The sequence below is a fragment of the Parvimonas sp. oral taxon 393 str. F0440 genome, assembly GCA_000223315.2.
GTDB lineage: Bacteria > Bacillota > Clostridia > Tissierellales > Peptoniphilaceae > Parvimonas.
The window spans coordinates 422,523-449,090 of record AFUS01000004.1 but is presented as its reverse complement, the minus strand read 5'-3'; the positions used below and the strand labels follow the sequence as shown (position 1 = coordinate 449,090).

At 26.9% G+C, this 26,568-nt stretch carries 28 protein-coding genes and 3 pseudogenes; 1 reads left to right on the top strand and 30 read right to left on the bottom strand.

Features of this window, described 5'->3' with window-relative positions; all coding sequences use genetic code 11:
- Nucleotides 1–11 precede the first annotated feature (11 nt).
- The 15 genes and pseudogenes from HMPREF9127_RS03155 to dltD (HMPREF9127_RS03090) all read right to left on the bottom strand — a co-directional run bounded on the left by HMPREF9127_RS03155 (nt 12) and on the right by dltD (HMPREF9127_RS03090) (nt 12,100).
- The gene (locus HMPREF9127_RS03155) at nt 12–1,046 is read right to left on the bottom strand and encodes an ABC transporter substrate-binding protein (protein WP_009447899.1); all 1,035 of its coding nucleotides are present in this window, start codon (nt 1,044–1,046) and stop codon (nt 12–14) included.
- Nucleotides 1,039–1,815 carry an ABC transporter permease gene (locus HMPREF9127_RS03150; protein WP_009447791.1) on the bottom strand — a complete coding sequence of 259 codons (777 nt, stop codon included), beginning with the start codon at nt 1,813–1,815 and terminating at the stop codon, nt 1,039–1,041. The genes HMPREF9127_RS03155 and HMPREF9127_RS03150 overlap by 8 nt, the downstream gene beginning before the upstream one ends.
- Nucleotides 1,805–2,632: an ABC transporter permease gene (locus HMPREF9127_RS03145; RefSeq protein WP_009448183.1), complete on the bottom strand. Its 828-nt coding sequence runs from the start codon at nt 2,630–2,632 to the stop codon at nt 1,805–1,807. The genes HMPREF9127_RS03150 and HMPREF9127_RS03145 overlap by 11 nt, the downstream gene beginning before the upstream one ends.
- A complete protein-coding gene (gene potA / locus HMPREF9127_RS03140; RefSeq protein WP_009447861.1) occupies nt 2,633–3,682 on the bottom strand; it encodes a spermidine/putrescine ABC transporter ATP-binding protein in 1,050 nt (349 codons plus the stop codon).
- A gap of 9 nt (nt 3,683–3,691) precedes the next feature.
- Entirely contained in the window at nt 3,692–4,234 is a 543-nt protein-coding gene (locus HMPREF9127_RS03135; protein ID WP_039849361.1) for an XRE family transcriptional regulator, read from the bottom strand.
- Between the two features lie 186 nt (nt 4,235–4,420).
- A pseudogene (locus HMPREF9127_RS03130) lies at nt 4,421–5,295 on the bottom strand (DNA-3-methyladenine glycosylase family protein).
- 136 nt (nt 5,296–5,431) lie between these two features.
- Nucleotides 5,432–5,770 (bottom strand): hypothetical protein, encoded by a 339-nt coding sequence (locus tag HMPREF9127_RS03125; RefSeq protein ID WP_009448240.1) that lies wholly within the window; start codon nt 5,768–5,770, stop codon nt 5,432–5,434.
- 44 nt (nt 5,771–5,814) lie between these two features.
- The gene (gene ftsH / locus HMPREF9127_RS03120) at nt 5,815–7,749 is read right to left on the bottom strand and encodes an ATP-dependent zinc metalloprotease FtsH (protein WP_009448401.1); all 1,935 of its coding nucleotides are present in this window, start codon (nt 7,747–7,749) and stop codon (nt 5,815–5,817) included.
- A gap of 18 nt (nt 7,750–7,767) precedes the next feature.
- A complete protein-coding gene (hpt, locus tag HMPREF9127_RS03115; protein WP_009448302.1) occupies nt 7,768–8,328 on the bottom strand; it encodes a hypoxanthine phosphoribosyltransferase in 561 nt (186 codons plus the stop codon).
- Nucleotides 8,316–8,462 carry a hypothetical protein gene (locus HMPREF9127_RS08930; RefSeq protein WP_009447806.1) on the bottom strand — a complete coding sequence of 49 codons (147 nt, stop codon included), beginning with the start codon at nt 8,460–8,462 and terminating at the stop codon, nt 8,316–8,318. The genes hpt and HMPREF9127_RS08930 overlap by 13 nt, the downstream gene beginning before the upstream one ends.
- A 35-nt stretch (nt 8,463–8,497) precedes the next feature.
- Nucleotides 8,498–9,688: a tRNA lysidine(34) synthetase TilS gene (gene tilS / locus HMPREF9127_RS03110; protein ID WP_009447755.1), complete on the bottom strand. Its 1,191-nt coding sequence runs from the start codon at nt 9,686–9,688 to the stop codon at nt 8,498–8,500.
- A gap of 51 nt (nt 9,689–9,739) precedes the next feature.
- Nucleotides 9,740–10,027 (bottom strand): FtsB family cell division protein, encoded by a 288-nt coding sequence (locus tag HMPREF9127_RS03105; protein ID WP_009447698.1) that lies wholly within the window; start codon nt 10,025–10,027, stop codon nt 9,740–9,742.
- A 60-nt stretch (nt 10,028–10,087) separates the two neighbouring features.
- Nucleotides 10,088–10,327: an RNA-binding S4 domain-containing protein gene (locus HMPREF9127_RS03100; RefSeq protein ID WP_009447707.1), complete on the bottom strand. Its 240-nt coding sequence runs from the start codon at nt 10,325–10,327 to the stop codon at nt 10,088–10,090.
- Nucleotides 10,327–10,845: an adenine phosphoribosyltransferase gene (locus tag HMPREF9127_RS03095; protein WP_009447829.1), complete on the bottom strand. Its 519-nt coding sequence runs from the start codon at nt 10,843–10,845 to the stop codon at nt 10,327–10,329. The genes HMPREF9127_RS03100 and HMPREF9127_RS03095 overlap by 1 nt, the downstream gene beginning before the upstream one ends.
- A 97-nt stretch (nt 10,846–10,942) precedes the next feature.
- Nucleotides 10,943–12,100 carry a D-alanyl-lipoteichoic acid biosynthesis protein DltD gene (gene dltD, locus HMPREF9127_RS03090; protein WP_009448313.1) on the bottom strand — a complete coding sequence of 386 codons (1,158 nt, stop codon included), beginning with the start codon at nt 12,098–12,100 and terminating at the stop codon, nt 10,943–10,945.
- Between the two features lie 531 nt (nt 12,101–12,631).
- On the opposite strand from dltD (HMPREF9127_RS03090), the pseudogene dltD (HMPREF9127_RS03085) reads away from it, so the two are divergent.
- A pseudogene (gene dltD, locus HMPREF9127_RS03085) lies at nt 12,632–13,773 on the top strand (D-alanyl-lipoteichoic acid biosynthesis protein DltD).
- A gap of 362 nt (nt 13,774–14,135) precedes the next feature.
- Here the strand turns inward: dltD (HMPREF9127_RS03085) and dltB are convergent.
- From dltB to HMPREF9127_RS03015, 15 genes and pseudogenes are all read right to left on the bottom strand, one after another.
- The gene (dltB, locus tag HMPREF9127_RS03080) at nt 14,136–15,308 is read right to left on the bottom strand and encodes a D-alanyl-lipoteichoic acid biosynthesis protein DltB (protein ID WP_009448193.1); all 1,173 of its coding nucleotides are present in this window, start codon (nt 15,306–15,308) and stop codon (nt 14,136–14,138) included.
- 2 nt (nt 15,309–15,310) lie between these two features.
- A complete protein-coding gene (dltC, locus tag HMPREF9127_RS03075) occupies nt 15,311–15,538 on the bottom strand; it encodes a D-alanine--poly(phosphoribitol) ligase subunit DltC (RefSeq protein WP_009448002.1) in 228 nt (75 codons plus the stop codon).
- A gap of 81 nt (nt 15,539–15,619) precedes the next feature.
- Nucleotides 15,620–17,062 carry a D-alanine--poly(phosphoribitol) ligase subunit DltA gene (dltA, locus tag HMPREF9127_RS03070; RefSeq protein WP_009447909.1) on the bottom strand — a complete coding sequence of 481 codons (1,443 nt, stop codon included), beginning with the start codon at nt 17,060–17,062 and terminating at the stop codon, nt 15,620–15,622.
- 347 nt (nt 17,063–17,409) lie between these two features.
- The gene (locus HMPREF9127_RS03065) at nt 17,410–17,781 is read right to left on the bottom strand and encodes a RidA family protein (RefSeq protein WP_009447837.1); all 372 of its coding nucleotides are present in this window, start codon (nt 17,779–17,781) and stop codon (nt 17,410–17,412) included.
- Between the two features lie 16 nt (nt 17,782–17,797).
- Nucleotides 17,798–18,106, bottom strand: coding sequence for a ribosome silencing factor (rsfS, locus tag HMPREF9127_RS03060; protein WP_009447725.1), 309 nt, complete (start codon nt 18,104–18,106; stop codon nt 17,798–17,800).
- Between the two features lie 18 nt (nt 18,107–18,124).
- Nucleotides 18,125–18,658: a bis(5'-nucleosyl)-tetraphosphatase (symmetrical) YqeK gene (yqeK, locus tag HMPREF9127_RS07710; protein ID WP_255261700.1), complete on the bottom strand. Its 534-nt coding sequence runs from the start codon at nt 18,656–18,658 to the stop codon at nt 18,125–18,127.
- Nucleotides 18,659–18,726: 68 nt separating this feature from the next.
- Nucleotides 18,727–19,254 (bottom strand): nicotinate (nicotinamide) nucleotide adenylyltransferase, encoded by a 528-nt coding sequence (gene nadD, locus HMPREF9127_RS03050; RefSeq protein WP_009448157.1) that lies wholly within the window; start codon nt 19,252–19,254, stop codon nt 18,727–18,729.
- A gap of 1 nt (nt 19,255) precedes the next feature.
- Entirely contained in the window at nt 19,256–19,549 is a 294-nt protein-coding gene (yhbY, locus tag HMPREF9127_RS03045) for a ribosome assembly RNA-binding protein YhbY (protein WP_009447733.1), read from the bottom strand.
- Nucleotides 19,550–19,561: 12 nt separating this feature from the next.
- A complete protein-coding gene (obgE, locus tag HMPREF9127_RS03040) occupies nt 19,562–20,827 on the bottom strand; it encodes a GTPase ObgE (RefSeq protein WP_009447900.1) in 1,266 nt (421 codons plus the stop codon).
- 69 nt (nt 20,828–20,896) lie between these two features.
- A pseudogene (gene rpe / locus HMPREF9127_RS03035) lies at nt 20,897–21,554 on the bottom strand (ribulose-phosphate 3-epimerase).
- Nucleotides 21,555–22,430, bottom strand: a complete 876-nt coding sequence (gene rsgA, locus HMPREF9127_RS03030) for a ribosome small subunit-dependent GTPase A (RefSeq protein ID WP_009448145.1) — start codon at nt 22,428–22,430, stop codon at nt 21,555–21,557.
- A gap of 1 nt (nt 22,431) precedes the next feature.
- A complete protein-coding gene (locus HMPREF9127_RS08925; RefSeq protein WP_255261676.1) occupies nt 22,432–23,040 on the bottom strand; it encodes a PASTA domain-containing protein in 609 nt (202 codons plus the stop codon).
- Nucleotides 23,041–23,084: 44 nt separating this feature from the next.
- Nucleotides 23,085–24,371, bottom strand: a complete 1,287-nt coding sequence (gene pknB / locus HMPREF9127_RS03025; RefSeq protein ID WP_009448396.1) for a Stk1 family PASTA domain-containing Ser/Thr kinase — start codon at nt 24,369–24,371, stop codon at nt 23,085–23,087.
- Complete coding sequence (locus HMPREF9127_RS03020; RefSeq protein WP_009447742.1) at nt 24,365–25,117, bottom strand: PP2C family protein-serine/threonine phosphatase; 753 nt, start codon at nt 25,115–25,117, stop codon at nt 24,365–24,367. The genes pknB and HMPREF9127_RS03020 overlap by 7 nt, the downstream gene beginning before the upstream one ends.
- Nucleotides 25,118–25,395: 278 nt before the next feature.
- Nucleotides 25,396–26,553, bottom strand: coding sequence for a S41 family peptidase (locus tag HMPREF9127_RS03015; protein ID WP_009447957.1), 1,158 nt, complete (start codon nt 26,551–26,553; stop codon nt 25,396–25,398).
- Nucleotides 26,554–26,568: the final 15 nt, after the last annotated feature.

The following is a 26,568-nucleotide window of genomic DNA, read 5'->3' as shown; positions in this document are numbered from 1 at the left end:
TGCCTTATTTTTTAATCAGCTTTTACATCTGTCCAGATATTATCATATTCTTTTATAAAATCTGATGGATCTTTAAAAACTTCCATTTTTTTGAAATATTTATCGTCAATTTTTGTTACTGATTTTATTAATTCATTTTCATCAATTACTTCTTGATTTGGAACTGCATAATATGTGTACTCCATATTTTTTGATAAAATTTCTTTTCTGATTAAGAAATCAATCAACTTATGTGCATTCTCTTTATTCTTTGAATTTTTTAAAATTACCATTGAGTCAAACCAAAGGTTTGTTCCCTCTTTAGGTTTTACATATTCGAACTTTTCATCTGCATCCAATAGTTCAGTTGCATCTCCTGAGTACATCACTGCAATTGCAGCATTTTCAGCTAACATATTATCTTTTGCTTCATCTACTAAATATGCAAGTATAGATTTTTTTTGTTTTATTAAATCTTTTTTTGCAATTTCCAATTCTTCTTTATTTCTTGAATTCATCGAAAATCCATTTTTTAAAAGTGCCACTGCTAAACTATCTCTTGAACTGTCCAACATAACAATTTTGTCCTTATGCTTTGCATCCCATAAATCAGCCCAAGAATTAATCTCACCATCTACCAAATTTTTATTATACAAAATACCCAAAGTTCCCCAATACATAGGAATTGAATATTTTGATTCGGGATCATAGTCCTTATTTAAAAATTTCTCATCAATATTCTTATAGTTCGAAATCTTACTTTTATCTATCGGTTCCAACATATCTTCTTTAATCATCTTTTCAATCATATAATCTGAAGGAACAACTATATCGTAATTACTTCCACCCTGTTTTATCTTTAAATACATATCCTCATTCGTAACAAAGGTTTCGTAATTAACTTTTATTCCGGTTTCCTTTGTAAACTCATCTAAAACCTCTTTATCTATATACTCTCCCCAATTATACATATTTACAACATTACCTTCTCTTTTATTACAAGACGAAAGTAGAAATATCATACAAAGTGAAAAAAGTACATTTAAAAATATATTCTTTCTAGTCATATAAAATACCATCCTCACTTTTCTTATTTATAATTAGTAAAAGAACTAGCATTGCAATAAACATCAATGTTGAAAGAGCATTTATTGACGGATTTATTCCTTTTCTAGCCATAGAATAAATTTGTGTACTAAGGTTAACAACCCCGTTTCCACTGTTAAAATAAGCGATTACGAAGTCATCCAATGAAAGAGTGAATGCAAGTAATGCTCCCGCAAAAACACCTTGCTTTATTTCAGGTAAAATTACTTTCCTTAGAGCATAAAAAGGTGTTGCTCCCAAATCCATTGCAGCCTCAGGTAAAAATTTATTCATCTGTTTCATCTTTGGATAAACCGAAAGTATCACATAAGGTGTTGCAAGCACTATATGTGAAGCAAGCAATGTCAAAAATCCGTAGTCAATATTGAAAACTTTATATAATACCATTAAAGAAATGGCTATTACTATATCAGGATTTAAAACAGGAATATAGTTTAAATTTAAAACTACAAACTTTTCACTTTTTTTCATGTAATATATCCCGATAGCTGCAACAGTTCCTATAAAAGTTGCAATTATAGTAGTTAAAACCGCAATCAATATTGTATAATAAAGAGCTGTCAAAACCTCTTTATCATTAAATAATTCAACATACCATTTAAAAGTAATTCCTGTAAAAGAACCACGAAGTTTAGAATCATTGAATGAATACAATATAAGCACAAAAATAGGTGCATAGATAAAGATAAATACAAGTGAAATATATAATTTTCTAAATTTATTTTCCATTTTCCACCTCTTTTGAATACTCAGGATCAAACTTATTCATAACGAAAAGTGAAACTAAAATCATAACTAAAAGCACCATACTCATAGAAGACCCAAAATTCCAATTACCCGTAACTCTAAATTGTTGCTCAATTATATTTCCTATTAAGTTTTCTTTATTTCCACCTAGTAGAGCGGAAATTTCAAAAGTAGAAATTGCAGGAATAAATACCATTGTAATTCCTGTTATAACACCAGGTAAACTCATAGGAAATATCAATTTTGTAAAAGTTTTTACTCTATTTGCACCCAAATCATGAGATGCTTCAATGTATTCTTTATCTATCTTAATCAATGTCGTATAAATCGGTAAAATCATAAATGGTAAAAAGTTATATACCATTCCTATTAAAATGGATGTATTGGAATACATAAGATTTACAGTAGGTAATCCAAAAAATTTCAAAATGGAGTTTAAAAGACCATTTTTACTTAAAATACTAATCCAAGAATAAGTTCTTAATAAAAAGTTCATCCACATTGGAATTACAACCAACAAAATCATCATATTTCTTGTTTTAAGCTTAAACTTTGTAATAAAATATGAAAAAGGATAACCGATTATAAGGCACAAAATCGTAGATAAAACTGCCATTTTTAAAGATCTTAACAAAACTTTTATATAAGTCGGGTTAAAAAATCTTTGATAATGTTCCATTGAGAAAACAAAATTTTCTCCACCATAGTCAACAGAATATTTTGCTATGAAAACCAGAGGAACAACAATAAAAATTACTAACCATACAACATATGGATATGCAAACCTCTTAAATTTCATCTATATTTCTTTAGCTCCTTTTTTCATAATATGAATATTATCAGGTATAACTCTAAGTCCAACTTTTGATCCTATAGGCTTTGTAATTGTGGAATGAACCATATAATCAAAATCTCCAACCTTAACAAGTAATTCATAATGAACCCCTTTAAAAATCTCTGACTTTACAATACCAACTAACATTCCTTCTTCTTCATCTACAAGCTCTAAGTCTTCCGGACGAATTACTACATCAATTTCTTCATTTGGTATAAAACCCTTATCAACACATTTGAACTTTCTATTTGAAAAACTTACAACAAAATCTTCATTCATAACTCCGTCTAAAATATTACTTTCTCCTATAAATGAAGCTATAAATGCATTTTTAGGTTCATTATAAATATCTATCGGAGTTCCAACTTGTTGGATTTTACCATCGTTCATAACCACAATTGTGTCACTCATTGTTAGAGCCTCTTCCTGATCATGAGTTACATAAACAAATGTAATCCCTACTCTCTTTTGAATATTTTTAAGTTCAACTTGCATGTCTTTTCTAAGCTGTAAATCCAATGCTCCAAGTGGTTCATCTAAAAGCAAAACTTTTGGTTCATTTACTAAAGCTCTTGCAATTGCAATTCTTTGTTGTTGCCCCCCACTTAAAGATAAAATAGATCTTTTTTCATATCCTTTTAAATTTACAAGTCTTAACATTTCTTTAACTTTTTCATTTATTATACTTTCTGACATTTTCTTTATTCTAAGTCCAAAAGCAATATTTTCATAAACATTCATATTCGGAAAAAGTGCATATTTTTGAAAAACTGTATTTATATTTCTCTCATAAGGAGGAACATTTGAAATATCTTTCCCTTCAAATAAGATTTTTCCACTTGTAGGAGTTTCAAAACCCCCAATAAGTCTTAATGTAGTTGTCTTACCACAGCCTGATGGACCTAAAAGAGTTAAAAACTCTTTATCTCTTATATATAAATTTATATTATCAAGAACGATATTATCTCCAAATCTCTTATTTATATTAACTAATTCAACAGCATGATTCCCCATATTTTCCTCCTAAAAACTTGGTGGATTTGTAATCCACAAAACTTTTGATTCTTTTTTAGATAAATTTATTATACTTCTTTCGAATTGACCACTTGTATAAAAACATTCACCCTCATTTAAAATATATGTCTTTGTACCAAGGTGAAGCTCAATTTTACCCTTTAAAACATAACCGAATTCTTCCCCTTCAAAAGGTTCATAAGTCCTTGAATAACTTTTATGCCCGTTTAAAGTTACTATTATCGGTTCCATTGAATTCTTTTGTGCATTTGGAACAATCCATTCTAATTTACTATTTCCATTTTCAAAAATAGTTTCAAAAGCATCAATTTTTTGAAAAACAAATTTTTCTTCTTTCTCTTCTTTAAAAAAATCTGAAATATTAGTTCCAAGTGCCTCTAAAACATCTTCCAAAGAACTAATTGATGGTGAAGTAAGTCCTCTTTCAAGCTGAGAAATAAAGCCTTTAGTAAGCTCTGCTCTCTCTGCAAGTTCTTCTTGTGTAAGTCCCAAAATGGTTCTTAAATTTTTTATTTTTCTCCAATATCCAATTTTCTTTCTCCTATTTTATAACACTATATTAAACAAATAATATCTCTATATTAAACAATAAATATTATATCACAAATAAATCTTTATTCAATAGATTTTTATTGAAAATTTAAAATTTTTTATAAAAATTTTAAAATATTAAACAAAAAAACATAAAAAAAGTACCGATTTAATCGGTACCTATTTCTATTTCCCTATTTTTTCTTCTCTTCCATAATAGAAAAGATATTGTTGTGCATAACCTGCGTATTTGCCAAATATTCTATCAGCTTCTTTTGAAATTTTTTTTACTGGAGTTTCTTCTTTTATAAATAGTTCTTCCATCACCCTTTTAATCCACACGTCAACCGGAAAAACCTCTCCCCTTTTGTATGAGAATAACATTATACAATCTGCAACTTTATTTCCAACCCCTGCAAATTTTAACAATTCTTCTCTTAAAATATCCGTTTCTAAATTTTCAAAATTATCTAAGTCAATTTTTTCATTTAAAATCATATTCACTGTATCAAAAATTCTCTTATCTCTAAAGCCAACTTTTGCAAATTCTCTTAAGTCTTCTACAGTAGCCTTACTTAATTCTTCAACAGTTGGAAAAGAATAGTATTTTCTATTTTCATCTTCACAGATATATTTTCCATATCTCATAGAGATTACTTCAATAGATTTTTTATTCTTGGAATCATATTATTAGCTGAAATTATAAAACTTATTAACATTTCAAAATGATTTTGATTTAATATCCTAATTCCTTTTCCATAATCCATTGCATTTGCCAAAATTTCGTTGTTTGACAATGTTTTTCTTATCTCCTTATAGTTTGTATTCAAGTCAAAATAATCTATCCAAATTTCGTTAAATTCTTCCAAATTAGTGCCTTTAAATATAACCTTATTATCATCATTTAAAACATTTAAAACTCTTCCTAAATGTACTGTTGTAAAACTTCCATCAGTTTCTTCATACCATCTAAAAGCCTGTCCACAAGTAAAAATAGCTTTTGCATCAAAATTTTCAACATTTTCTAAAATTACTAAATTATCTTTTTCATAAAGTTTCATTATTTTTTCGCCTTTGTCTTAGATTTATGTTGTTTAATAATTGCAGATAATTTTTCAACATTTTCCTTATCTAGAGGAATAGTTAGAACTTCATCTTTTAAATCTCCTGAAACTACAACTTCATAAAATTTATCACTTATAGCTCCCCATTTTTTAATTTTTTAAATTCTCCAAATTTTCCGTCAAAGCAGAATCCATTTTCCCCTATATATAATTTATCAAGAGAAACTATAGAATAAGTTACACCTATCAAAACATATACTATACTATATAAATCTTGAATTTTTACTGCATATACAATTCCAAAACCAACTAATGCTATAGATAGTCCGAATAATACTTTTCTACCCCTAAGACTCATAGTTGTTATTTCCCCGGTTAATTTTTTTCTAGTTTGAAAAATCGCTACTATTTTTTTAATTACATATATTAAAATTATACCAAATACTATTAATAAAAAATCATTGCTTCCCATAAATCCTCCATATAAATTAAGTAGAAGCGAACTTCTACTTAATTTTAATTTTCTTCTTTTTCAGTTTTTTCTACAATATTTTCTTCAACATTTTCTTCAGTAGAAACTACTTTTTCAACTGAATTTTGTTCTTCAATTGTTTCTTCTTGAACTTCTTCTTCAATACCCATATATTTATTATACATAGTTTCAAAGTCTTTTCCACTAATAGTTTCCACTTCAAGCAGTTTTTTAGCTATTATGTGTAAAAATTCGATATTATCTCTTAAAACTCCTTGTGCAGTTTCATAAGCCTCATCAAGTAAATCCTTAACCTCTTCATCAATAAGTTTTGCAATATCTTCAGAATAAGTTCTTCCCTTTCCAAAGTCTCTTCCTAAGAAAGTTTCTTCTTCTCCCATATCGTAATTTATAGGTCCGATTTTGCTACTCATTCCGTAAGTTGTAACCATACTTCTAGCAAGTTTAGTTGCTCTTTCAATATCATTAGATGCACCTGTTGTAAAATCTTCAAAAATTATAAGTTCTGCCGAACGGCCACCTAGCATCATTGCAAGTCTAGATTTCATAGCTTTTACAGTCATATATTGACTATCTTCATCTTGAGAATAAGCTGTAAATCCCCCGGCTCTTCCTCTTGGAACAATAGTTATCATTTGAACAGGATCTGATAATGGTACAAATCTTGAAACAATAGCATGTCCCGCTTCATGATAAGCTGTAATATTTCTATCTCTATCAGTTACAACAGCAGATTTCTTTTCAGGTCCAGCAACAACTTTTATAGCTGCTTCTTCAAATATTCTCATAGGAATACTCTTTAAATTTTGTCTTGCAGATAGTAGAGCCGCTTCATTACACAAGTTTTCAAGATCTGCAGGAGTAAATCCTGTTGTATGTTTAGCAATAGCCTTAAGATCAACATCCGGATCCAATCTTTTATTTCTAGTATGAACCATAAGTATTGCTTCTCTTTCTCTTACATTAGGAATACCTACATAAATTTGTCTATCAAATCTACCCGGTCTTAAAATAGCCGGATCCAGAATGTCAGGTCTATTTGTTGCAGCCATAACTATGATTCCTTCATTAACACCAAAACCGTCCATTTCAACAAGCAATTGGTTTAATGTTTGCTCTCTTTCATCATGTCCACCGCCAAGTCCTGCACCTCTTCTTCTACCAACAGCATCAATTTCATCAATGAAAATAATACAAGGAGCATTCTTTTTAGCTTCCTCAAACAAATCTCTAACTCTTGAAGCTCCAACCCCAACAAACATTTCAACAAAGTCGGAACCACTTATACTAAAGAATGGAACTTTTGCTTCACCTGCAACAGCTCTTGAAAGATAAGTCTTACCAGTTCCCGGAGGACCTACAAGCAAAACACCTTTTGGAATTCTAGCACCTATATCGCTATATTTTTTAGGAGATCTCAAAAAATCTACTATTTCCTGTAATTCTTCCTTTTCCTCTTCAAGACCTGCTACATCATTAAATGTAACTTCATTTTTCTTATCCTTATGAAGTCTTGCCTTGCTCTTTCCAAAATTCATTACCTTGCCCCCACCTTGAGCTTGTCTCATAAATAGGAACCATAGGACTCCAAGTCCTACTAAAATTATAAGAGTTGGTAATATTTCCAGATAAAAAGGCTTTGTGGGCTCAGCTTTTCCATTATATTTTAAAGTATTATTATCTACCTTAGCTTTTAAATAATTTTCATAAAATTGTAGTCTAAATTCTTGTGGTAGATAAGTTTTAAATTCTGTTTTATTTTTATCATTTAACTTTCCAGTTATATATGAACCCTGAGTTGTTATCTCAGAAACTTCATCATTCTTTATTTTTGATACAATCTCTGTAACTGTATATTCCTTAACTACAGGAGCTGAAGTTTTTATGACAAAGAAATATGCAGTTAAAAACAAGATTGGTATCAAATATATAAGATACGCTTTTGTTTTTTTATTCACGCTTTCCCTCCTATTATTTTATTTATAAACTTCTTCTTTCAAAGAAATAATATATGGTAAATTTCTATATGACTGATTATAATCTAGTCCATAACCAACTATAAAATCATTTGGAACTTCAAAACCTACAAAGTCACCTGAAATTTCAACAAGTCTTCTTTCAGGCTTATCTAACATACTTGCAACTTTAACAGTTTTCGCTCCTCTTTCTTGAAAATAATGTAATAGATATTTTAAAGTTTTTCCGGTATCTATAATATCTTCAACTATTAAAATATTCTTTCCCGTAACATCTGCCTCTAAATCTTTTACAATTTTTACAATCCCACTTTGAGATGAATTCCCATAAGATGAAATTGCCATAAAGTCTATTGAAATAGGTAAATTTACAAATCTGATTAAATCAGCAAAAAATAAAGTAGACCCCCTTAAAATACCAACTACTACAAGTTCAGCTTCATCGTTTTCATAATATTTGGTTATTTCTGTCCCTAGTTCTTCAACTCTATTTTTTATAGTTTCTTCATCAAATAACAATTCTTTCATATCTGACTTAACGACACAATCTAATCTCTCCATAAAATCTCCTTTGATAAAACTCTAATTTTTATAATATCATCCTGATTATCAACTAAATACTTATTGGCTCTTCTAATATTAGGAAGCCAAATAATATTATTATCAATTTCAAAAACAGGTATATTATCTCTCATATCCTTGCTAATTTTTTTATCAATAAATATATCTTTTAATTTTTCTTTCCAAATTCAAATTCTAAAAAATCTCCATTTTTTCTATTTCTGATTTTCAACAATTTAAGATATCTTTTATTAATAAAAAGCATATCCTTGTTTTGTTTTAATTTATTAAATTCTTCAAAACATGACTGCTCTATAATTATATCAAAAAACTTAGTAGAATACAAAGAAAAATCTAAATTTTCATAATAAAAATCTGTTTTCAAATTTATAAAAACATTTTTATCATAGATAAGAAGTTTATTATATTCATTTTTAAAGATTACATTTTTTATCTCTATATATTTACCCGTTTTTGTAAAAATCAAATTGTCAATTTCTTCAATTATTTTATAATTTATACCATCCGGATCTTTACTAATAAACTCATAAAATTCCCTATACATAATATTTCTAAAGGACTTAGATTGATGTTTTAATTTTTCTATATCAACCAATATTTTTTCTTTATTAAATTCCCAAAGAATTCCTTCTTTTGAAGCAATATATTCTCTTGAAATATTACTATAGTCAAAAGCAATATTTGAAAGTCTTGAAAGAGAGTCAAGAATTCTAGGATTATATTCATTTTTTAATATCGGAAATAAATTTAATCTAATTTTATTTCTTAAATACATATCTTCAAAATTTGTTTTATCTTCAACAAAAGGAATTTGATTTTCTTTTATATAGTTTTCAATCTCATCCCTTGAAAAATCCAAAATTGGTCTAATTAAATCTCCTCTTTCGGATTGAATTCCTATTAGCCCATTAATCCCAGTTCCTCTTAAAATTCTCATAATAACAGTTTCTGCCAAATCGTTTTTATTATGAGCTGTTGCAATATAGTCAAGATTTTCAATTCTTTTTATTTGATCAAAAAATTTATATCTTAAAGTTCTTGCCCCTTCTTCAATAGACAATTTGTTTTCATTTGAAAAAAGAAGAACATCTTCCTTTTTAGAATAAAATTTTAAACCATATTTTTCACATTGAGATTTAACAAATGTTTCATCTCTATCAGCATCATCTCTTAAAGAATGGTTAAAATGACAAACTACTAAGTTTAATTTTAATTCATCTTTAAAAGCATTAAACAAATCCAACATAGTCATAGAATCTTTTCCACCTGATATGGCAAGTAAAATTCTAGAACTATCAAGATTAAAGTTTTTTAAATTTTTAAAAAATTTATTTTTCATAAAAATTAAAAAACCGAGTAAAAACTCGGCTCCTTTCTTTACTAAATTAAACTAATCGTTATCCTTATACTTTACTACTACTTCGTCTTTTTCTATCATCCTAAGTTTTTCTCTAGCTACTTTTTTAATAAATTCTTCACTATCAACTTTTTTAAGATTATCTTTTGCTTCTGTAATTTCAGCATCCAGCTTTTCTTTTCTCTCTGTTAAAGTTTGAATTTTACTATTTAGTCTGTTTTTTTCCTTAACTTGATAAATAAAAGTTTTTCCAAAAACGAGACAAAAAGTAAAAAATATTAAACTATAAAATCTAATTCTATTTTTATTTCTCTTATTCATCAAGTCATCACCTCTTTCTACTATAAATTATATAACAAACACTATAATTTTTCAATACTTTCACAGATTTTCATACATTTTCTGTGCATCTTCTTTCTTTTGGCTATCAGTTATATCTAAAACTCTAATTTTAACTTCAGAATTTCCAAATTTCAATTCTATAATATCTCCAACTTTAACTTCATCGGAAGGTTTCATAGCTTTACCATTTCTAAAAACTCTTTCTTTTTCACAAGCCTCTTTTGCAATAGTTCTTCTTTTAATCAGTCTTGAATTTTTTAAAAATTTATCGATTCTCATTAAATATTATACTCCAAAACAGCATCTATTTGATATTCTTTATTTCTTTCTCTACCTTTCAAGTCTGTCAATTCCATTAAAAATTGCATTGAAACAACTTCCGCTCCTTGAGACTCAATCAATTTTGCACAAGCATTAATTGTTCCACCGGTAGCAAGCAAATCGTCAACTATTGCAACTCTATCTCCACTTTTCAATGCATTTTTACAAATTTCAAGAATATCTGTTCCATATTCTAATGCATATTCAAAAGATACAGTTTCTCCAGGTAATTTACCGGGTTTTCTAACTGGAATAAATCCTATATTTAGAGCATAAGCTACAGCAGAGCCAAAGACAAAACCTCTTGCTTCCGGTCCTACTATATAATCTATATTTCTATTTTCTAAATGTTTTTTCATAATATTTACAGCTTCTTTAAAAGCTTCTGCATCACTAATTAAAGTAGTTATATCTTTAAAGCTGATTCCTTCTTTTGGAAATCCTTCTATAACTCTAATCTTTGATTTTAAATCCATAATTTCCTCCTAAATTTATGTTGGCTACTCATTATATAACATTTTAACTTTTTTTGCAATAATTTAGGAGAATTTATTGAATTAAAATATATTTCTATTAATCATTATTATATTTTAATAAATCTTCCTGTAATTGTAAAAGTCCAAGCCTTCCTAAATGTGTAGCATCTTTGAAAAAATATTTTGTATAAGAATATTTACTATAGTCAATTAAATTTACATTATTTTTTGCTGAAATATCTCTAATTCTTTTATAAAAATATTCTATCTCATCCTTTGGAACACCTGTATAGTCAGCCCAATGTCCTTGAAGCGGAACTAAAATAAGATTAACTTTAAAGCCCAAATCTCTTGCAACATCCAAGAACAATTGTAAATCTCTATATTCTTCTTCACTTCTATACTTTGTATTCTTTGCAGAGTTTTTTAACTTTGCAAAATTTTTTCTGAAATTCTTATCAAAATATTTATTATACATAAAAAATTTATTTTCATTAGATTCTTCTTTTGCAGTATCTAGTGCTTCTTTTCTAAGTTTTTCCCAGTCAAATCTTTCAGGAGCTTTTTTATCATTTACACTGTCATCTCTATGATATGATTTTAAAAACTTACTATTTGCAATCAATTTGTACTTTTCAGCATTAGCATTGTTTATTGTCTTATCCACAGGATTATCTCTTTTTAATCTTTCAACTATTCCAGTTACAATATTATTATTTTTTGAAAGCTCCAAAATTCTATTATAGATTTTCTCTTTTGTTTCTTTAGAAATCTTTTTGTTTTTATATAAATTATACAAATGATCTATTGAAAATCTAGGTTGAAAAGCTTCAGGGCTCATTCCATTTTTTTCAAACCATTGCATAGATAATATTAAATTAACAGTTTTTACCGGTGATTTTTCTCCAATTGAACCCAAAGTTATGGCTTGAATTATAGATTGATAAAATCCCTCACCAATTTGCATAATATTTCTATCTGAATAATCCAAAAATTGTTTTGGATGTTCCTTCCAATCATTTGTTACTATAAGTTCAGAAGAACCTAAAAGTATTATAGTCCCTTTTCCTATATTTTTTATTATAGCATCATGAGATTTATATTTATTTGGAGAATCATTATATCTTATAGAATTATTCTGAACGGATAACTCATCAAACTCCTTTTTCTCCTTTTTAGTATAAAAATGTAAAAATGTAGAAGAAATAACTAAAGATAAAATTATTGCTACACCTAATGCTTTTAATCTCTTCATAAACACCCCTAAAAAATTATTATATATTAATTCACGACATTAACATCGTACAATACTCAAAAAAATTATAGATTTTTAAAAAATCTATATAAATATTAAAATTTTTAAAAACTCCACAAAAATTTTTAAAAACTCCACAAAATTATCCTAAATAATTTTACAGTAGAAACTTTAAATAAAACTAAAAAATCATCAGAATAATATTAATCATATTAAAGATATAATACCATCTGTATAATTAAATTAACTAAAAAACAAGAATGAAAGTCTCTTTTGAGAATAATATTATATCACAAAATTATAAAAAACAAAAATCAATATTAAGTAACTCTTATGATTTGATATGATAATATTTAAGCTTGATAGTATGTGTTGAAAAAAACACCCTATATGATATAATTTATCCGTTAATTATGGAGTATTTTAGGTTTTTTAGCTACTTTTTAAAAATATGAAACCTAAAATTTTTTACATAATATATGAATTTAATTTTATATAAAAATTTATATATGACAACTTTTAGGAGACATTATGAAAAGATTAAAAGCATTAGCAATTTCACTAATTTTATCTATTTTTATTTCTTCTTCCGTACTAATATTTTATTCAAAAAATATTGAGAAAAATATAATTGTGAAAAATAATAGTATAAAATATAATACTTTGTATTCAAAGTATAATTCTTATGATGTATTGACAAAAAATATAGATAAAAATACAATTTTACTTATGGGATCGTCAGAACTTGTAGCAACATTGGAAAACGAAGAACATCCAAAACAATTATTAAATTACTCTGATAAGAATATTATGCAAATAGGTGGAGGTCATTACCAAAGTTTATTGCAAGCTATTATTTTAGGTTCAATAGGAAATGATATACCCGTAAAAAAAGTTAATTTAATAATATCTATGCAGTGGTTCGAAAAAAAAGGTTTAGAAAAAGAAGCTTTTGAAAGTAGAGTTTCATTAGATCATCTTTACCATTTCTTTGAAAATAAAAATATTTCAAAAAATACAAAAGAAAAACTTTATAATAGAATAAAAGATTTGACTGATTCAACAAGTTTTATACTATCAAATGTTGAAAATGTTTATAAACCTAATTATTTATATCAATTTATAAATCCTATTTTAAAATATAAATATAATTTAAAAGAAAAAAGAGACTTTGTAAAAAAATATAAATATGATAATTCTATAAATAAATTAGAATTCAAAGGAATAAATTGGGAAACTTTAGAAAAGGAAGCTACTAAAAGAGCAGAAAAAGAAACAGATAATAACAAATTTTACGTAGAAAATAAATATTATAATGAATATATAAGAAATGATTTTAAAAAATATGAAGGTTATATGAGTAACCAGAATTATTCGGAAAGTCCTGAATATGATGATTTGAAATTATTTATTGAAATAGCAAAAGAACTTGGATTTGAAGTGAATATAATAATGATTCCGTTGCAAGGATATTGGGCGGATTATACCGGAATACTAAAAAAATCCATAGAAGAATTTTATGATAAAATAAAAAAATAGTGAAAGAAAATCAAGTACATCTTACAGATTATAGTATGTATTCATATAAACCGTATTTTTTTAACGATATAATGCATTTAGGAAGATTAGGTTTTATACAATTACAAAAAGATTTATTAGAATTTAACAAATAAAATTAAGATAAAGGAGTAATATTATATTTACTCCTTTTTCAAGTGAAAATTTACAAAAAATAGAATAACTTGACATTACATTATTCTTTACGTCCAGTGAGTTTCTAAGAATATTCTTATTTAATAATAAGAACCCCACCCTTCCACGATGCTTCGCATCGGGTGGGTTCCCGGGAACCTTGTTGTTTCACAATAAAAAAGGTTGAGAATTTGAAAAACTCAACCTTAAATTTTATCATTAAAAATTACTATATATAAAATCTTTTACAACATTAAAATCATACAATACACTAAAAATAATTAGTGAGGAAATCATTAATGTATAAAATGCAACTCTAAATATAAATTCCTTTGTTTCTTTTTTACCATAATCTACCTCTTAATACTTTTAAAATATATACAAATTGTTCAGAGAATATAAAAAATCCGAACATAACTAAATTAAAGGTAACAAAGATAGATGAGTACTCAAACCATTTTTTACTCTTATTAGCCTTATAAAATTTAGTTTTTTGGAAATACTCAGTAAATGCAAGAATAATCCCATGATATAAACCATATAAAAGATAACTTAAGTTTAATCCGTGCCATATCCCCATAACTGTCATATTAACTATATATGCAACCATTGCTGTTATTAAAGAATTTTTTATAATTTTTTTCTTAAACATAGCAAAAACAAGTCTGCTAAAAATAAAATCTCTAAACCAATGTGATAAACTGATATGCCATCTATTCCAGAAATCTTTCATATCTTTTGCTAAAAACGGTTTATTGAAGTTCATTGGTGTTTCAATTCCAAATATTTTACTAACTCCAACAGCCATTAAACTATATCCGGCAAAGTCAAAAAACAAATAAAATCCGTATAGATACATATACATTAACATATTAGGAATTGTATAGCTTGCATCTAAAATAGCACTTGACTTATCAAAAATTAATTGTGATAAAATCATTTTATAAACAAGCCCTTGTAAGATATATTCTATCCCTTTTCCTAAATTGTCCAAATATTCATTTTTACTAATTGTTTTTTCCAAATCTTTAAAAAATCTTCTACTTCTGTCAATCGGACCTGATGAAAGTGTTGGAAAAAATATCATAAAAGATAGATAGTCGACAAATTTTACCTCTTTTATCAACTTATCTTTTATCTCTATAAGCATTTGCATTACTTTAAAAGTTATATATGATATCCCTAGAAAACCCAATTTATAATTAATTTTTGTAAAAGGTAATACACGAGCTAGAATAAGTGGTAATAAACTTAAAATTATAAATATAGAAACTCTGTCAAAATTTTTCTCAATTTTCAACTTTAAATATATTTTTATCAACACGAACTCATATATTACAAAAATAATTAATGATATTAGTGAATTTATATTTTTTGAATATACTAAAAAACAAAAAACTAATGAAGTTGCAAGAATATAATATTTACTTTTCTTTTCTTTAATGCCTAGAAATATCGCTGGTATGGTCATTAAAATAAGCACCAACCAAAAATTTAAGCCACTAAAAAACTCCATCTTTAATCCCTACTGTTTAAAAATTCTATTATTTTATTTGGTGTATTAACTACTTCCTTATCTAATTCCATTATTCCTAAAGTAATTCCCAGCTGTTCTTCTACTTCAACAATAAATCTAACAAGTCCTAGTGAATCCATAAGACCTTCTTCAAAAATATTAACATCTGGAGTATTTCTTAAATCTTCTTCACAAATATCTTCTAAAATTTCAAAAACTTTTTCTCTCATAATAATCTCCCTATCTCCTTTCCAATATTTTATTTAATTCTTTTCTATCAACTTTTCCATTATTATTCATTGGTAATTTTTCTAAAAATTTGAATTTTTTGGTATCATATAACTCGGAATATATTTTTGTAACTCTTCTTTTAAAAATTTTGTATATTCTTTCTCACCATTGATTTCATTACTTACAACAAAAGCAGTAATACTCTTTACTTTATTGTCCGAATCATAATTTGGCAATGCACAACAGGAGCTTATTCCACTAATATTTAAAAGATTGCTTTCAATATCTCCAAGTTCAATTCTATATCCATTTAACTTAACTTGAAAATCTTTTCTATTTGAGAAAAACAATTGTCCTTCTTTATAAAATCCTAAATCTCCTGTTCTATAAGCTCTTTCATTATTTTCAGTAACAAAAAAAGCTTTTTCAGTTTGAATAGGATTTTTATAATATCCACTACTTACCGTATCTCCAATTATTACAATCTCACCAATTTCGCCATCATCAAGAATTTTATCTTCATCTCTTATTTCGATTCTACTTCCCTTTTTTACATCTCCAAGTGGAAGAGTCTCATATTTTTCTATAACCTCATCTGTAATCAAAATATCTGTAACACAAACTGTTGATTCAGTAGGTCCATAAGTATTAATTACTTTTGCATTTGGAAATCTGTTATTTAATCTTTGAGCAGTCTTCTTTGTCAAAACTTCTCCGCAAAATAAGAAATACTCTATATTTTTAATATTTTCAGAATTAAATTCCTTCATAGACAAACACATATCTGCAAATGACGGTGTAGAAACCCAATTTGTAATACCTGATTTTTCTAAATTTTCATAAAGTTTAGCAAAATCTTGTTGATCTTCTTTAGTTATCGCAAATAAAGTGGATTCAGAATACAAAGATAAATACAAATCCATCACAGATAAATCAAAAGAAAAAGGAGCTTGATTTAAGTAAACTTTATTCTTTCCATTTCCTACTACATTATGTATCCAATCAATATAATTATTCAAATTGTCATATGTTATTTGAACCCCTTTAGGCTTTCCGGTACTTCCTGAAGTGAAGATTATATATACAATATCTTCAGGTTCAATTTCATATAGTCCTTCATTAGAAATATCATCATATTTTTCATTATAAATAATATCTAAAATTTCTTTTTTATCCAATATATTAAATTTGTCATCAACTGTCAAATCCTCTGTAAAAATTGAAAATTTTGAATCTGTTATACTCAATACATCTTCAACTCTATTTTTAGTAAAAGAAATATCCATAGGACAATAAGGATGTCCTGACTTTGTACAAGCTAAAAAGCTTACTAACATTAAAAAATCCTTATGTCCATAAACGGCAATTGCATCTTTATTACCAATTCCAAAATTTTGTAAAATATATTTTGCAAGTCTATCTGAATATAGCATAAGTTCTCTATATGTAATAGAGTTTTCATTACAAATATAAGCAATTTTTTCTGAATTTTTATAACTATTAAATGTTTCTAAATACTTCACAAAAAATCCTCCCAATCATTAAATTTATTTATACTAAACTTTATCCTATTTTAATGAAATTAATTTATTATTAAAATAATTTAATACAAAATGAAACATAATAGGACCATTATATTTTAAAACATAAACTTTAAATAAAACTAAAATAAATAATAACTTATTTTCTATTATAATTTTACAATTTTACGAATTATATTATAACAAAATTACAGTAAAAATAAAACCCCAAAAATACATATAAAACACAAATCTGTTAAATATTTATTAAAATAATTAAAGATTATTTATAATCAACTCATTTTTAGACAAAAAAATACTGATGTATTTAAACATCAGTATAAAAATTTTTAAACAGCAGCTACTGCTTCAATTTCAATTAAAGCATCTTTTGGTAATTTAGCAACTTGAACCAATGCTCTTGCTGGCTTATGATTACCAAAGAATTCTGCATAAACTCCGTTAATTGCTTCAAAGTCATTCATATCTTTTACAAAAACATTAACTTTTGCAATACTTTCTAAACATCCACCACCTGCTTTAATAATTTCTAAAACATTTGTTAAACTTGCAAGTGTTGCTGCCTTTATTTCAGTTTGTAATTCTCCGTTTGTTATTGGTAATTGTCCTGAAACAAATATTAAATTACCAACTTTTCCAGCTTGTGAATAAGGTCCGATTGCTGCAGGAGCCTTATCAGTTTTTAAAAATTCTACGCTCATTTTTTCCCTCCTAAATCTATGCCCACAATCTTTCAAGATTGTAATAGCTTCTATAATCTTTTGTCATAATATGAACTATAATATCTCCACAGTCCAATAAAATCCAATTTCCTTCTTTATATCCTTCTGTACTTAAAAAGTCCATATCATTCTCTTTTAATTGGAATTCAATTTCATCACAAATAGCTTGATTATGATTAACTACATTTCCTGTTGCAATAACAAAATATTCAGCGATTGAGGATTTTCCTCTTAAATCAATGCTTACAACATTTTCTGCAATCTTATCATCTAATGCTTTTAAAATAACGTCAAGTTTTTCCATAAAATCACCTCATATTTTCTAAATAATCTCTTGCTTTAACAGATAAAGGATGAATTTTTTGAGATTTTTTTCTAAATATTCAAAACTATCATTTAAAAACTTAATTATAGCCTTGTCAATATCATAATCTGCAATTTTCCTAAGTTCCTCAACTGTATCATACTTTCTGTTAGGCTCAATTTTATCTGATATAAATAAAATCTTTTCGATTAAAGACATATTTTCTCTTGCTGTCGTATGATAACGAACTGCTGAAATTACTTCATCGTCAGAAATACCATACAAATTTTTACAAACAGCCGCACCTATCGGTGCATGTTGAATATTTTTACTATTCTTTTCATCATTATCAAATATTATATCAGAATTAAGATTTTTATTCAACATATAATACTCTTCCAAATTCTTTGCACAATCGTGAACAAGACCTGATAAATAAGCCTTATTTTCATCAGCATTATATATTTTAGCAAGTCTTTTACAGTAGTCAGCGACTCTTAAGGAATGTTCATATCTGTTTTTTGAAAGTTTATCTTTTAAATCTTTTTTTATACCTTTTATATCAAAGTAATTAAGCTCTTCATAAATATATTTACTTACCTTATTAGGAACAAGATATCTTATAGATTTTTTTCTTTCATTCTATTTCTAATATCTGTTGAAGAAATAGAAATAATAGAATTTTTAATAATATTTATATCATATTTTTCTATTATTTCACTATTTTTCTCTAAAATATAATTTAAATCAAATTTTCTTAAAAAAACTATAATTGAAGTAATCTCTAAAAATTTTTCATATTCATTCCAAGACTTAATACTTAAGAATTCATCATCTCCCATAATAAAATAAAATTTATCTTCACAATTACAAAAATTATCTCTAATTGTATTATATGAATAATGAACCTTGTTTGAATCACTTTCAACAAGTGAAATTTCAAAATTCTCATTATCTTCTAATGCTAATTTTAACATTTCAATTCTCGTATCAAAAGAAAATTTTTCAACAAATCTATGTGGCGGATTTGAATTCGGAAGAAAAATAATTTTATCAAGTCCCATTTCCAACAAGCAGTCCTCGGCAATTTGTAAATGTCCATTATGAATAGGTGAAAAACTTCCACCTAAAATTCCAATTTTTTTCATTTTATGGCAACTCTATTCTATTTTCATCTTTTCTTTTTCTTCTATAGATAACAAATTTATTTCCTATATGTTGAACAAATTCTGCTCTAGTTTTTTGTAAAACTAGGTCAACTATTTCTTTATTGTCATCTAAATTATTATTTAATATTTTTATTTTTATAAGTTCTCTTTTCTCTAAAGCTAAATCTAATTGTCTTATAGTTTCATCGTTTACACCATATTTTCCAATATTCATAACAGGTTCCATATTATGAGCTAAAGACTTTAAAAAAGCTCTTTGTTTTGGGTTTATCATATTATCTCCTTATTATTCAAAAAATTCAAATTCCATTTCTCCTATAACAATTGTTTGTCCTTCTTCTGCTCCTCTTTGTTTTAAATCTTCAATTACACCCTTATCAGTTAAAACTTTTTGGAAATATTTTAATGAGTCATAATCTTCAAAATTAGTTATATAAACTAAATAGTCAATAAGAGGTCCTTCAACATAGAATGTTCCATCTTCACTATAAATTTCATATGCATCTTTTTCAACTTCTTCTATATATTCATATTCTTCATCAAAAGTTTCATAATCTATTTCAATTTTTGATAATTCTTCAAATATTTTATATTTTAATTCCTTTACTCCCTTTTGAGTCACTGCTGAAATTTCTAATACAGTTCTATCTTTGAAGTATTCTTTTACTCTTTTTAAATTTTCATCAGAAGTTAATAAATCTATTTTATTAGCAACAATTATTTCTTTCTTATTTTTAATATTTTCATTATAGAGCTCTAATTCCTTATAAATTGTATTGTAATCTTCTATCGGATCTCTTCCTTCTATTCCTGAAACATCTAAGACATGAACTAAAAGTCTAGTTCTTTCAACATGTTTTAAAAATTCAAAACCAAGTCCTATTCCCTCACTTGCTCCTTCAATTAAACCTGGAATATCAGCTATTACAAAGGATTTATTTTCTTCAACTCTACAAACTCCTAAATTCGGCTCTAACGTTGTAAAATGATAATTTGCAATTTTAGGTTTTGCATCACTCAAGACAGAAAGCAAAGATGATTTCCCAACATTTGGCAGTCCAACAAGTCCAACATCAGCAATCAGTTTTAATTCCAATTTTATTGTTCTTTCTTCTCCCTTTGTTCCGGGTTGTGCAAAACGAGGTGCTTGTCTTGTACTAGTGGCAAATCTTGCATTTCCCTTACCACCTCTACCTCCTTTAGCAACTATAAATTTATCATCCTTAACTTTAAAATCGTGAATAACCCTATTAGTTTCAAAATCCTTAATTAATGTTCCAACGGGTACTTTTACGATTAAATCTTCACCTTTTTTACCATATTGTCTTTTAGTTTTCCCATTTTCTCCATTTTGAGCAAAGTAGTGTTTTTTATATCTAAAATCCATAAGAGTTCTTACTCCCTCATCGGATATAAAAATTACACTTCCTCCATCTCCGCCGTCGCCACCATAAGGTCCCCCATCCGGTTCGTATTTTTCTCTTCTAAAAGAAACGCAGCCATCTCCACCTTTTCCGGCTCTTAATTCTATTTTTGCAATATCTATAAACATATTTACCTCTTTTTCTTTCTTAATTACAAAAAAGATTGAGAACTCAATCTTTTTTATTATAGCTCATAACTATTTTTCAAAACTTTTAAAAATATCTTTATAAGCCTTAATTCTATTTTCTTTATCAGCAAAAATATCTGAACCTGAAACTATCAATTCCGCTCCAGCTTCAATTACATCTTTAACATTAGTAGTTTTTACTCCACCGTCAACTTCAACTATAACATTCAATTTTTTTCTTCTATTTTTTCTTTAAATTTTTTATTTTATCAAGAGCAGAAGGAATAAAACTTTGTCCGCCAAATCCGGGATTTACACTCATAATTAAAACTAAATCTAAATCTTCCAACACATAATCCAAAACGTTAATATTAGTCGCAGGATTTAATGAAACTCCGGCTTTCATTCCCAATGATTTGATATAAGAAATAGTTCTATGAAGATGCTTACAAGCTTCATAATGAACAGTTAAAATATCAGCTCCTGCATCTTTAAAGTTTTGAATATATCTATCAGGATCTTCTATCATTAAATGAACATCAAAAACCATATCTGTTAAAGGTCTCAACTGTTTAATTATCATAGGTCCAAAAGAAATATTTGGAACAAACATTCCATCCATTACATCTAAATGTAAATATTTAACTCCGTTTTTATCTAAAATTTCAATATCTGATTTCAAATTTGTAAAATCAGCTGATAACAATGATGGTGATAATTCTAACATTTAATACCTCCTATTTTTTAAATACTCATTTAAATAAAATATATAACTGTCATATCTACTTTTACTTATATTTCCTTTTTCTAATTCATCTTTTACAAAACAATTCGGTTCATTTATATGCTTACAATCAGAAAACTTACATTTAGAACCTAACTCGAACTCCACAAAGGCATCCCTAATCTGAGTTTCGTTATCTATAAATTTTGTCAAGTCAAGAGAAGTAAAGCCCGCAGTATCTATAATAAATGAATTATCAAAAAATTCATATAAAGTTGCCGCTCTTGTGGTATGTTTACCTCTTTTTGTCTTATTACTTATCTCTCCAACCCAGATATTATATTTAGGATTAAGAAAATTTAAAATTGTACTTTTACCAACACCAGACGGTCCTGTAATAACTGAAATTTTATCCTTACAAATTTCTTCAAACAATTTTTTGTTATCCAAACTTATGCTATTAAAAATTATTTTATATCCAAGTTTTTCATAAGTATTTTTAAAATCTATTTCCAATTCTTTATCAATCAAATCACATTTATTCAAACACAAAACTATTGGAATTTTCATTATTTCATAATACATTATATATCTATCGATAATTTTATATGAAATTTCAGGTTCTTTCATTGAAAAAACTATAATAGCTTGATCAACATTTACAACCGGTGGTCTTAAGATTTCATTTTTCCTTTCAAACACCTCTACTATATAAGCTGTATCATCTTCAAAGATTTCAATCTTAACATTATCCCCAACCATTGGAGATAATTTTTTGTTTCTAAAAACTCCTCTAGCCTTTGACATATATTTTCCACTATCAGTTTTTACATAATATAAATCTTTTGAAATATCAAATATCACTCCTATTTCAAACATATTAATTCTCACCTGATAAAATAAGTTCTCCGTTTACATAAACATTGAATTTATCGGTAGATTTAGCCTTTATATTTATTGTCAGCTTTCCTCCACCGGTAACCATTGTTTTTTCATATAACTTAGTTTCACCATTTTCAGTGTTTTTAGTAACTAATAAAAGATAATTCTTACTTGGCTCATTTATAGTATATTTTTTTGTAACAGAATCTGATTCGCTATAAGAAGTTAAATTTAATACATTATCAGTATTTGATTTTCCTGAACTTACAACGATGTCAATCTTAGTTTCTGCATCAACCTTTACTCCTTTTCCATAAGATTGCCAAATTACAGTTCCTGCTTTTTGGGAATCTGCTTTCTTTTCAGTTCTACCAACAGCTAAACCGCTATCATAAAGAGCCTTAATTGCCTCTGCTTCAGTTTTTCCAATTAAATCAGGCACTTCTACCTTTTTATCTTCTTTACCTCTACTTACTACAATATCAATTTTAGTTCCTTTTTCAACTTCTTCACCATAGTTTACACTTTGGCTTACTACTTTATTTTCATCTACTTTATCATCATATTTTCTTTCAACTTTACCCAATGTCAAATCACTCTTCTTCAACAGTTCTTCAACTTTTTCAAACTCAACATTTGATAGGTTTGGAACTATCGTTTTATTTTTCCTACACTTACAGTTAATTCAACATTAGTTCCCTCTTTTGCTTCGGCATTAGGATTAGGAGATTGTTGAACAATCTTTCCGGCTTCAACAGAGTCATCATTAACAGTCTTTACGATTAGTCCATTAAGCTTCTTTTCTTTTAATAATTTTATAGCTTCATCTTTATCCAAACCAATAACTGCCGGTACTTTTACAGTGTTTGTAGCTTTGTTGGAAACTGCTAATCTGTAAATAAAGAATACAGAAGCAATTATTAATAAAGCTAGAACAACATAAGTTACAGTATAGTCAAAAATTCCTTTTTTCTTATTTAACTGTTCTCTATTTTTATTATTATTTTTTATAATCGGTTTATTAACATCTTTATTTTTACTTGTTTTATAAACAGACTCCTTATATAGTGCTCTATTAGAATTATCATTAAAAGTAACCTTTTGATTATTTTCAATACGCTTATCATCTAATGCTTTGATTAAACTTTCAGCACTTTCAAATCTATTTTCCGGATTTTTTTCCATACATTTAACAATAATTGCATTCAACCAAGGCTCTAAATTTGGCACAAACTTAATCGGCTCAACCAGTGGTTCATTTATATGTTGCATCGCTATTCCAACAGCATTATCAGTATCAAAAGGAACTTTACCTGTCACCATTTCATACATAACAACACCGAGAGAATAAATATCTGATTTTTCATCAATAAATTTCCCCTTTGCCTGTTCAGGTGAAATATAATGTACAGTTCCAAGCACTGATGAAGTGTAAGTTATAGTTGAACTTGTAGCAATTCTTGCAATTCCAAAATCAGTAACTTTAACATTCAAATTTTCATCTATAATAATATTATGTGGCTTTATATCCCTATGTATTATATGATGTTTATGTGCACAATCTAAAGCATTTGCTATTTGTTTAGAAATAGAAACCACAGCATTGGAATTTAATCTACCTTTGTCCTTTATTAATTCATTTAAAGTTTTTCCTTTTATATATTCCATAACAATATAGTTATGTGTTTTACCATCTTCTATATGTTGTCCTACATCATAAATTTTAACAATATTTTGATTATTTAGATTAGCAACAGATTGAGCTTCTATAACAAATTTTTTGATAAATTCTTTATCTTCAAGATATTGTTCCTTTAAAACCTTAACAGCAACAATTCTTTTTAAATAAATATCTTTAGCTTTATATACAATGGCCATTCCGCCAATTCCAACTTTTTCAATTATTTCATATCTGCCATTTAAAATTGATCCTAACATAAAATCTCCTCATCATTTTTAAAAATTCCTACAGTAACATTATCTCTTGCTAAACCATTCTTAACAGTAAATATAATATTATCTACCATTTCTTTTGCACTATATTTAAAATCTAACATTTTTGAAATTTCTTCATTATTAAGTTCGTTTGTAAGTCCATCAGAACAAACAAGCAAAATATCTCTTGGCTTAATTCTAATTGAGTCAACATCAACTTCTACATATTTTTCAATTCCAATTGCTCTTAATATGGAATTTTTATCATTATAATTTTTTACTTCCTCTTCTGTCAATGCTCCACTTGAATATAAATATTGAACCAATGAGTGATCCTTTGTTAACATTCTAAAATCTACATCTTTTATATATATTCTACTATCTCCAACATGAGCAAAATACAAAGTATCCCCATCTATTAGAAGTGTTTCTAGCGTAGTCCCCATAAGTCTTTTAGAAATTTCATCTTCTCCGGAAATTTTTTCTAAATTAAGTTCATATATAATTTTATTAGCCTCGCAAAATGCGTCTACTAATAAATGAGAATAATTAGAATACAGTTTATAATTATCTTTTATGTATTTCATAACTACATTAACTGCTTTTTCTGATGCTACTTCTCCATGTTCATGTCCTCCTACACCATCAGCTAGAATTAATATATTCAATTTTTCAAACTGTTCAAAAAGAAAACTGTCTTCATTATTTTTTCTAACATTTCCTTTATCTGAATTCATATAAAAAGACATAAAACACTCCTTAAAAAAACTATATGAAAACATCTAGTTTCCATAAAAATATTATATTCTAAATATTTCAATAAGTCAAGTTTGAATTTTTTAATGTTGATATTTCAATATCTTTATTTAAAATTTTTTGAAATAATTTTTCTATCAACGCTAAAAAATTAATAATTTATAAAAAATTAACTAAAAACATCAATATAATTATTTTATAAATTTTACTTTATTTTTGTACAAAAAAGCAACTATAAAAAATTACAGTTGCTTTTTTAAAATCCAAAATATTACTTCAACAATTCTATTGCCTTTTTCAATTGTGAATCTGTATCTAAATGTTCTATTCCAATTTTAGAATTATTACTTTGTTCAACCTTATAATCAGGTTCCAATCCGACTTTATGAATTTTTGTTCCATTAGGTCCAAAATATTCAGCAACAGTCATTTTTATTCCTTCAGTCTTTCCACCATTACTTATAGGAAAGATTGATTGAATAATTCCTTTCCCGAAAGACTTTTCTCCAACTAATGTAGCTTTCTTATTATCATGAAGTGCAACACTTAATACTTCAGATGCAGAAGCTGAGCCTCTATTAATCAAAACTACTATAGGAATATCAATTCCTTTTCCACTTGCCTTTTCAACAGTTTCTTTTCCTTTGCTATCTACAATTTTCATAATTGTAGAATCAGGTAAAAGTTTGTCTGCAACTTGTTTAACCGCTGTTAACAATCCTCCCGGATTATTTCTAAGATCAATTATTAAAGATTTTGCTCCTTTACTTAGACCTTCATCTATAGCTTTTTCAAAATCCGCTCCCGTTTTTTCAGCAAAATTAGTAATTTGAACATATAATATTCCATTATCTAAAAGTTTTGAAATTACAGATTCAGTAGTTATTTCTTCTCTTTTTATAGTAAAATCAATAATCTTTTCTTCAGAATCTACAACTCTTTTAATTGTAACCTTAACCTCTGAACCTATTTGCTCATTTCCTCTCATAAGTTTAACAGCTGATTCTAAATCATTTTTATTTAACTCTTCGTCATTAATTTTTACTATAACATCCTCAGACTGAATACCCGCCTTTTGACTTGGACCTCCTTTTATAGGAGCTACTACAACTACTTCTCCTTTATCATTAACACTAACCTGAACACCTATCCCAATGAATTTTCCAGTACTAGTCTTTTGAAGTTCCTTCATATCCTTTTCAGTCATATATTGAGTATAAGGATCTCCTAAAGAAGAAAATATTGCTTTTTTTATTTCAGTATTCATTTTTTCATAATCAATATCGAAATAATATTTATCTTTTATTGCATCTACAAATGATTTAAAACTACCATAATCAGCAGTTTCTCCACTCTTTGTATTCTGTATTGTTACAACTGAAGAATTCTGTCCAGCCTTGAATGATATAAATGAACTTAAAAATATCATCAAGACTAAAAAAAT

Excerpts from the sequence above, each read along its gene's own strand:
- HMPREF9127_RS03065 (WP_009447837.1), bottom strand. The coding sequence starts at position 17,781 with ATGAGCGTAGAATTTTTAAAAACTGATAAGGCTCCTGCAGCAATCGGA.
- HMPREF9127_RS03155 (WP_009447899.1), bottom strand. The coding sequence starts at position 1,046 with ATGACTAGAAAGAATATATTTTTAAATGTACTTTTTTCACTTTGTATG.
- HMPREF9127_RS03105 (WP_009447698.1), bottom strand. The coding sequence starts at position 10,027 with ATGAATAAGAGAAATAAAAATAGAATTAGATTTTATAGTTTAATATTT.
- hpt (WP_009448302.1), bottom strand. The coding sequence starts at position 8,328 with ATGGAGAGATTAGATTGTGTCGTTAAGTCAGATATGAAAGAATTGTTA.
- dltC (WP_009448002.1), bottom strand. The coding sequence starts at position 15,538 with ATGAGAGAAAAAGTTTTTGAAATTTTAGAAGATATTTGTGAAGAAGAT.
- yhbY (WP_009447733.1), bottom strand. The coding sequence starts at position 19,549 with ATGATAAACCCAAAACAAAGAGCTTTTTTAAAGTCTTTAGCTCATAAT.
- HMPREF9127_RS08930 (WP_009447806.1), bottom strand. The coding sequence starts at position 8,462 with ATGAGAGATAATATACCTGTTTTTGAAATTGATAATAATATTATTTGG.
- HMPREF9127_RS03125 (WP_009448240.1), bottom strand. The coding sequence starts at position 5,770 with ATGGGAAGCAATGATTTTTTATTAATAGTATTTGGTATAATTTTAATA.
- nadD (WP_009448157.1), bottom strand. The coding sequence starts at position 19,254 with ATGAAAAAAATTGGAATTTTAGGTGGAAGTTTTTCACCTATTCATAAT.
- dltD (WP_009448313.1), bottom strand. The coding sequence starts at position 12,100 with ATGAAGAGATTAAAAGCATTAGGTGTAGCAATAATTTTATCTTTAGTT.
- HMPREF9127_RS03020 (WP_009447742.1), bottom strand. The coding sequence starts at position 25,117 with ATGTCTTTTTATATGAATTCAGATAAAGGAAATGTTAGAAAAAATAAT.
- rsfS (WP_009447725.1), bottom strand. The coding sequence starts at position 18,106 with ATGGAAAAACTTGACGTTATTTTAAAAGCATTAGATGATAAGATTGCA.
- HMPREF9127_RS03145 (WP_009448183.1), bottom strand. The coding sequence starts at position 2,632 with ATGAAATTTAAGAGGTTTGCATATCCATATGTTGTATGGTTAGTAATT.
- tilS (WP_009447755.1), bottom strand. The coding sequence starts at position 9,688 with ATGAAAAATAAATTTTTTAAAAATTTAAAAAACTTTAATCTTGATAGT.
- HMPREF9127_RS03095 (WP_009447829.1), bottom strand. The coding sequence starts at position 10,845 with ATGGATTTAAAATCAAAGATTAGAGTTATAGAAGGATTTCCAAAAGAA.
- dltB (WP_009448193.1), bottom strand. The coding sequence starts at position 15,308 with ATGGAGTTTTTTAGTGGCTTAAATTTTTGGTTGGTGCTTATTTTAATG.
- HMPREF9127_RS03015 (WP_009447957.1), bottom strand. The coding sequence starts at position 26,553 with ATGATATTTTTAAGTTCATTTATATCATTCAAGGCTGGACAGAATTCT.
- obgE (WP_009447900.1), bottom strand. The coding sequence starts at position 20,827 with ATGTTTATAGATATTGCAAAAATAGAATTAAGAGCCGGAAAAGGTGGA.
- HMPREF9127_RS03150 (WP_009447791.1), bottom strand. The coding sequence starts at position 1,815 with ATGGAAAATAAATTTAGAAAATTATATATTTCACTTGTATTTATCTTT.
- potA (WP_009447861.1), bottom strand. The coding sequence starts at position 3,682 with ATGGGGAATCATGCTGTTGAATTAGTTAATATAAATAAGAGATTTGGA.
- HMPREF9127_RS03100 (WP_009447707.1), bottom strand. The coding sequence starts at position 10,327 with ATGAGAATCGATAAATTTTTAAAAAATTCAAGACTGATTAAAAGAAGA.
- rsgA (WP_009448145.1), bottom strand. The coding sequence starts at position 22,430 with ATGTTTGAAATAGGAGTGATATTTGATATTTCAAAAGATTTATATTAT.
- pknB (WP_009448396.1), bottom strand. The coding sequence starts at position 24,371 with ATGTTAGGATCAATTTTAAATGGCAGATATGAAATAATTGAAAAAGTT.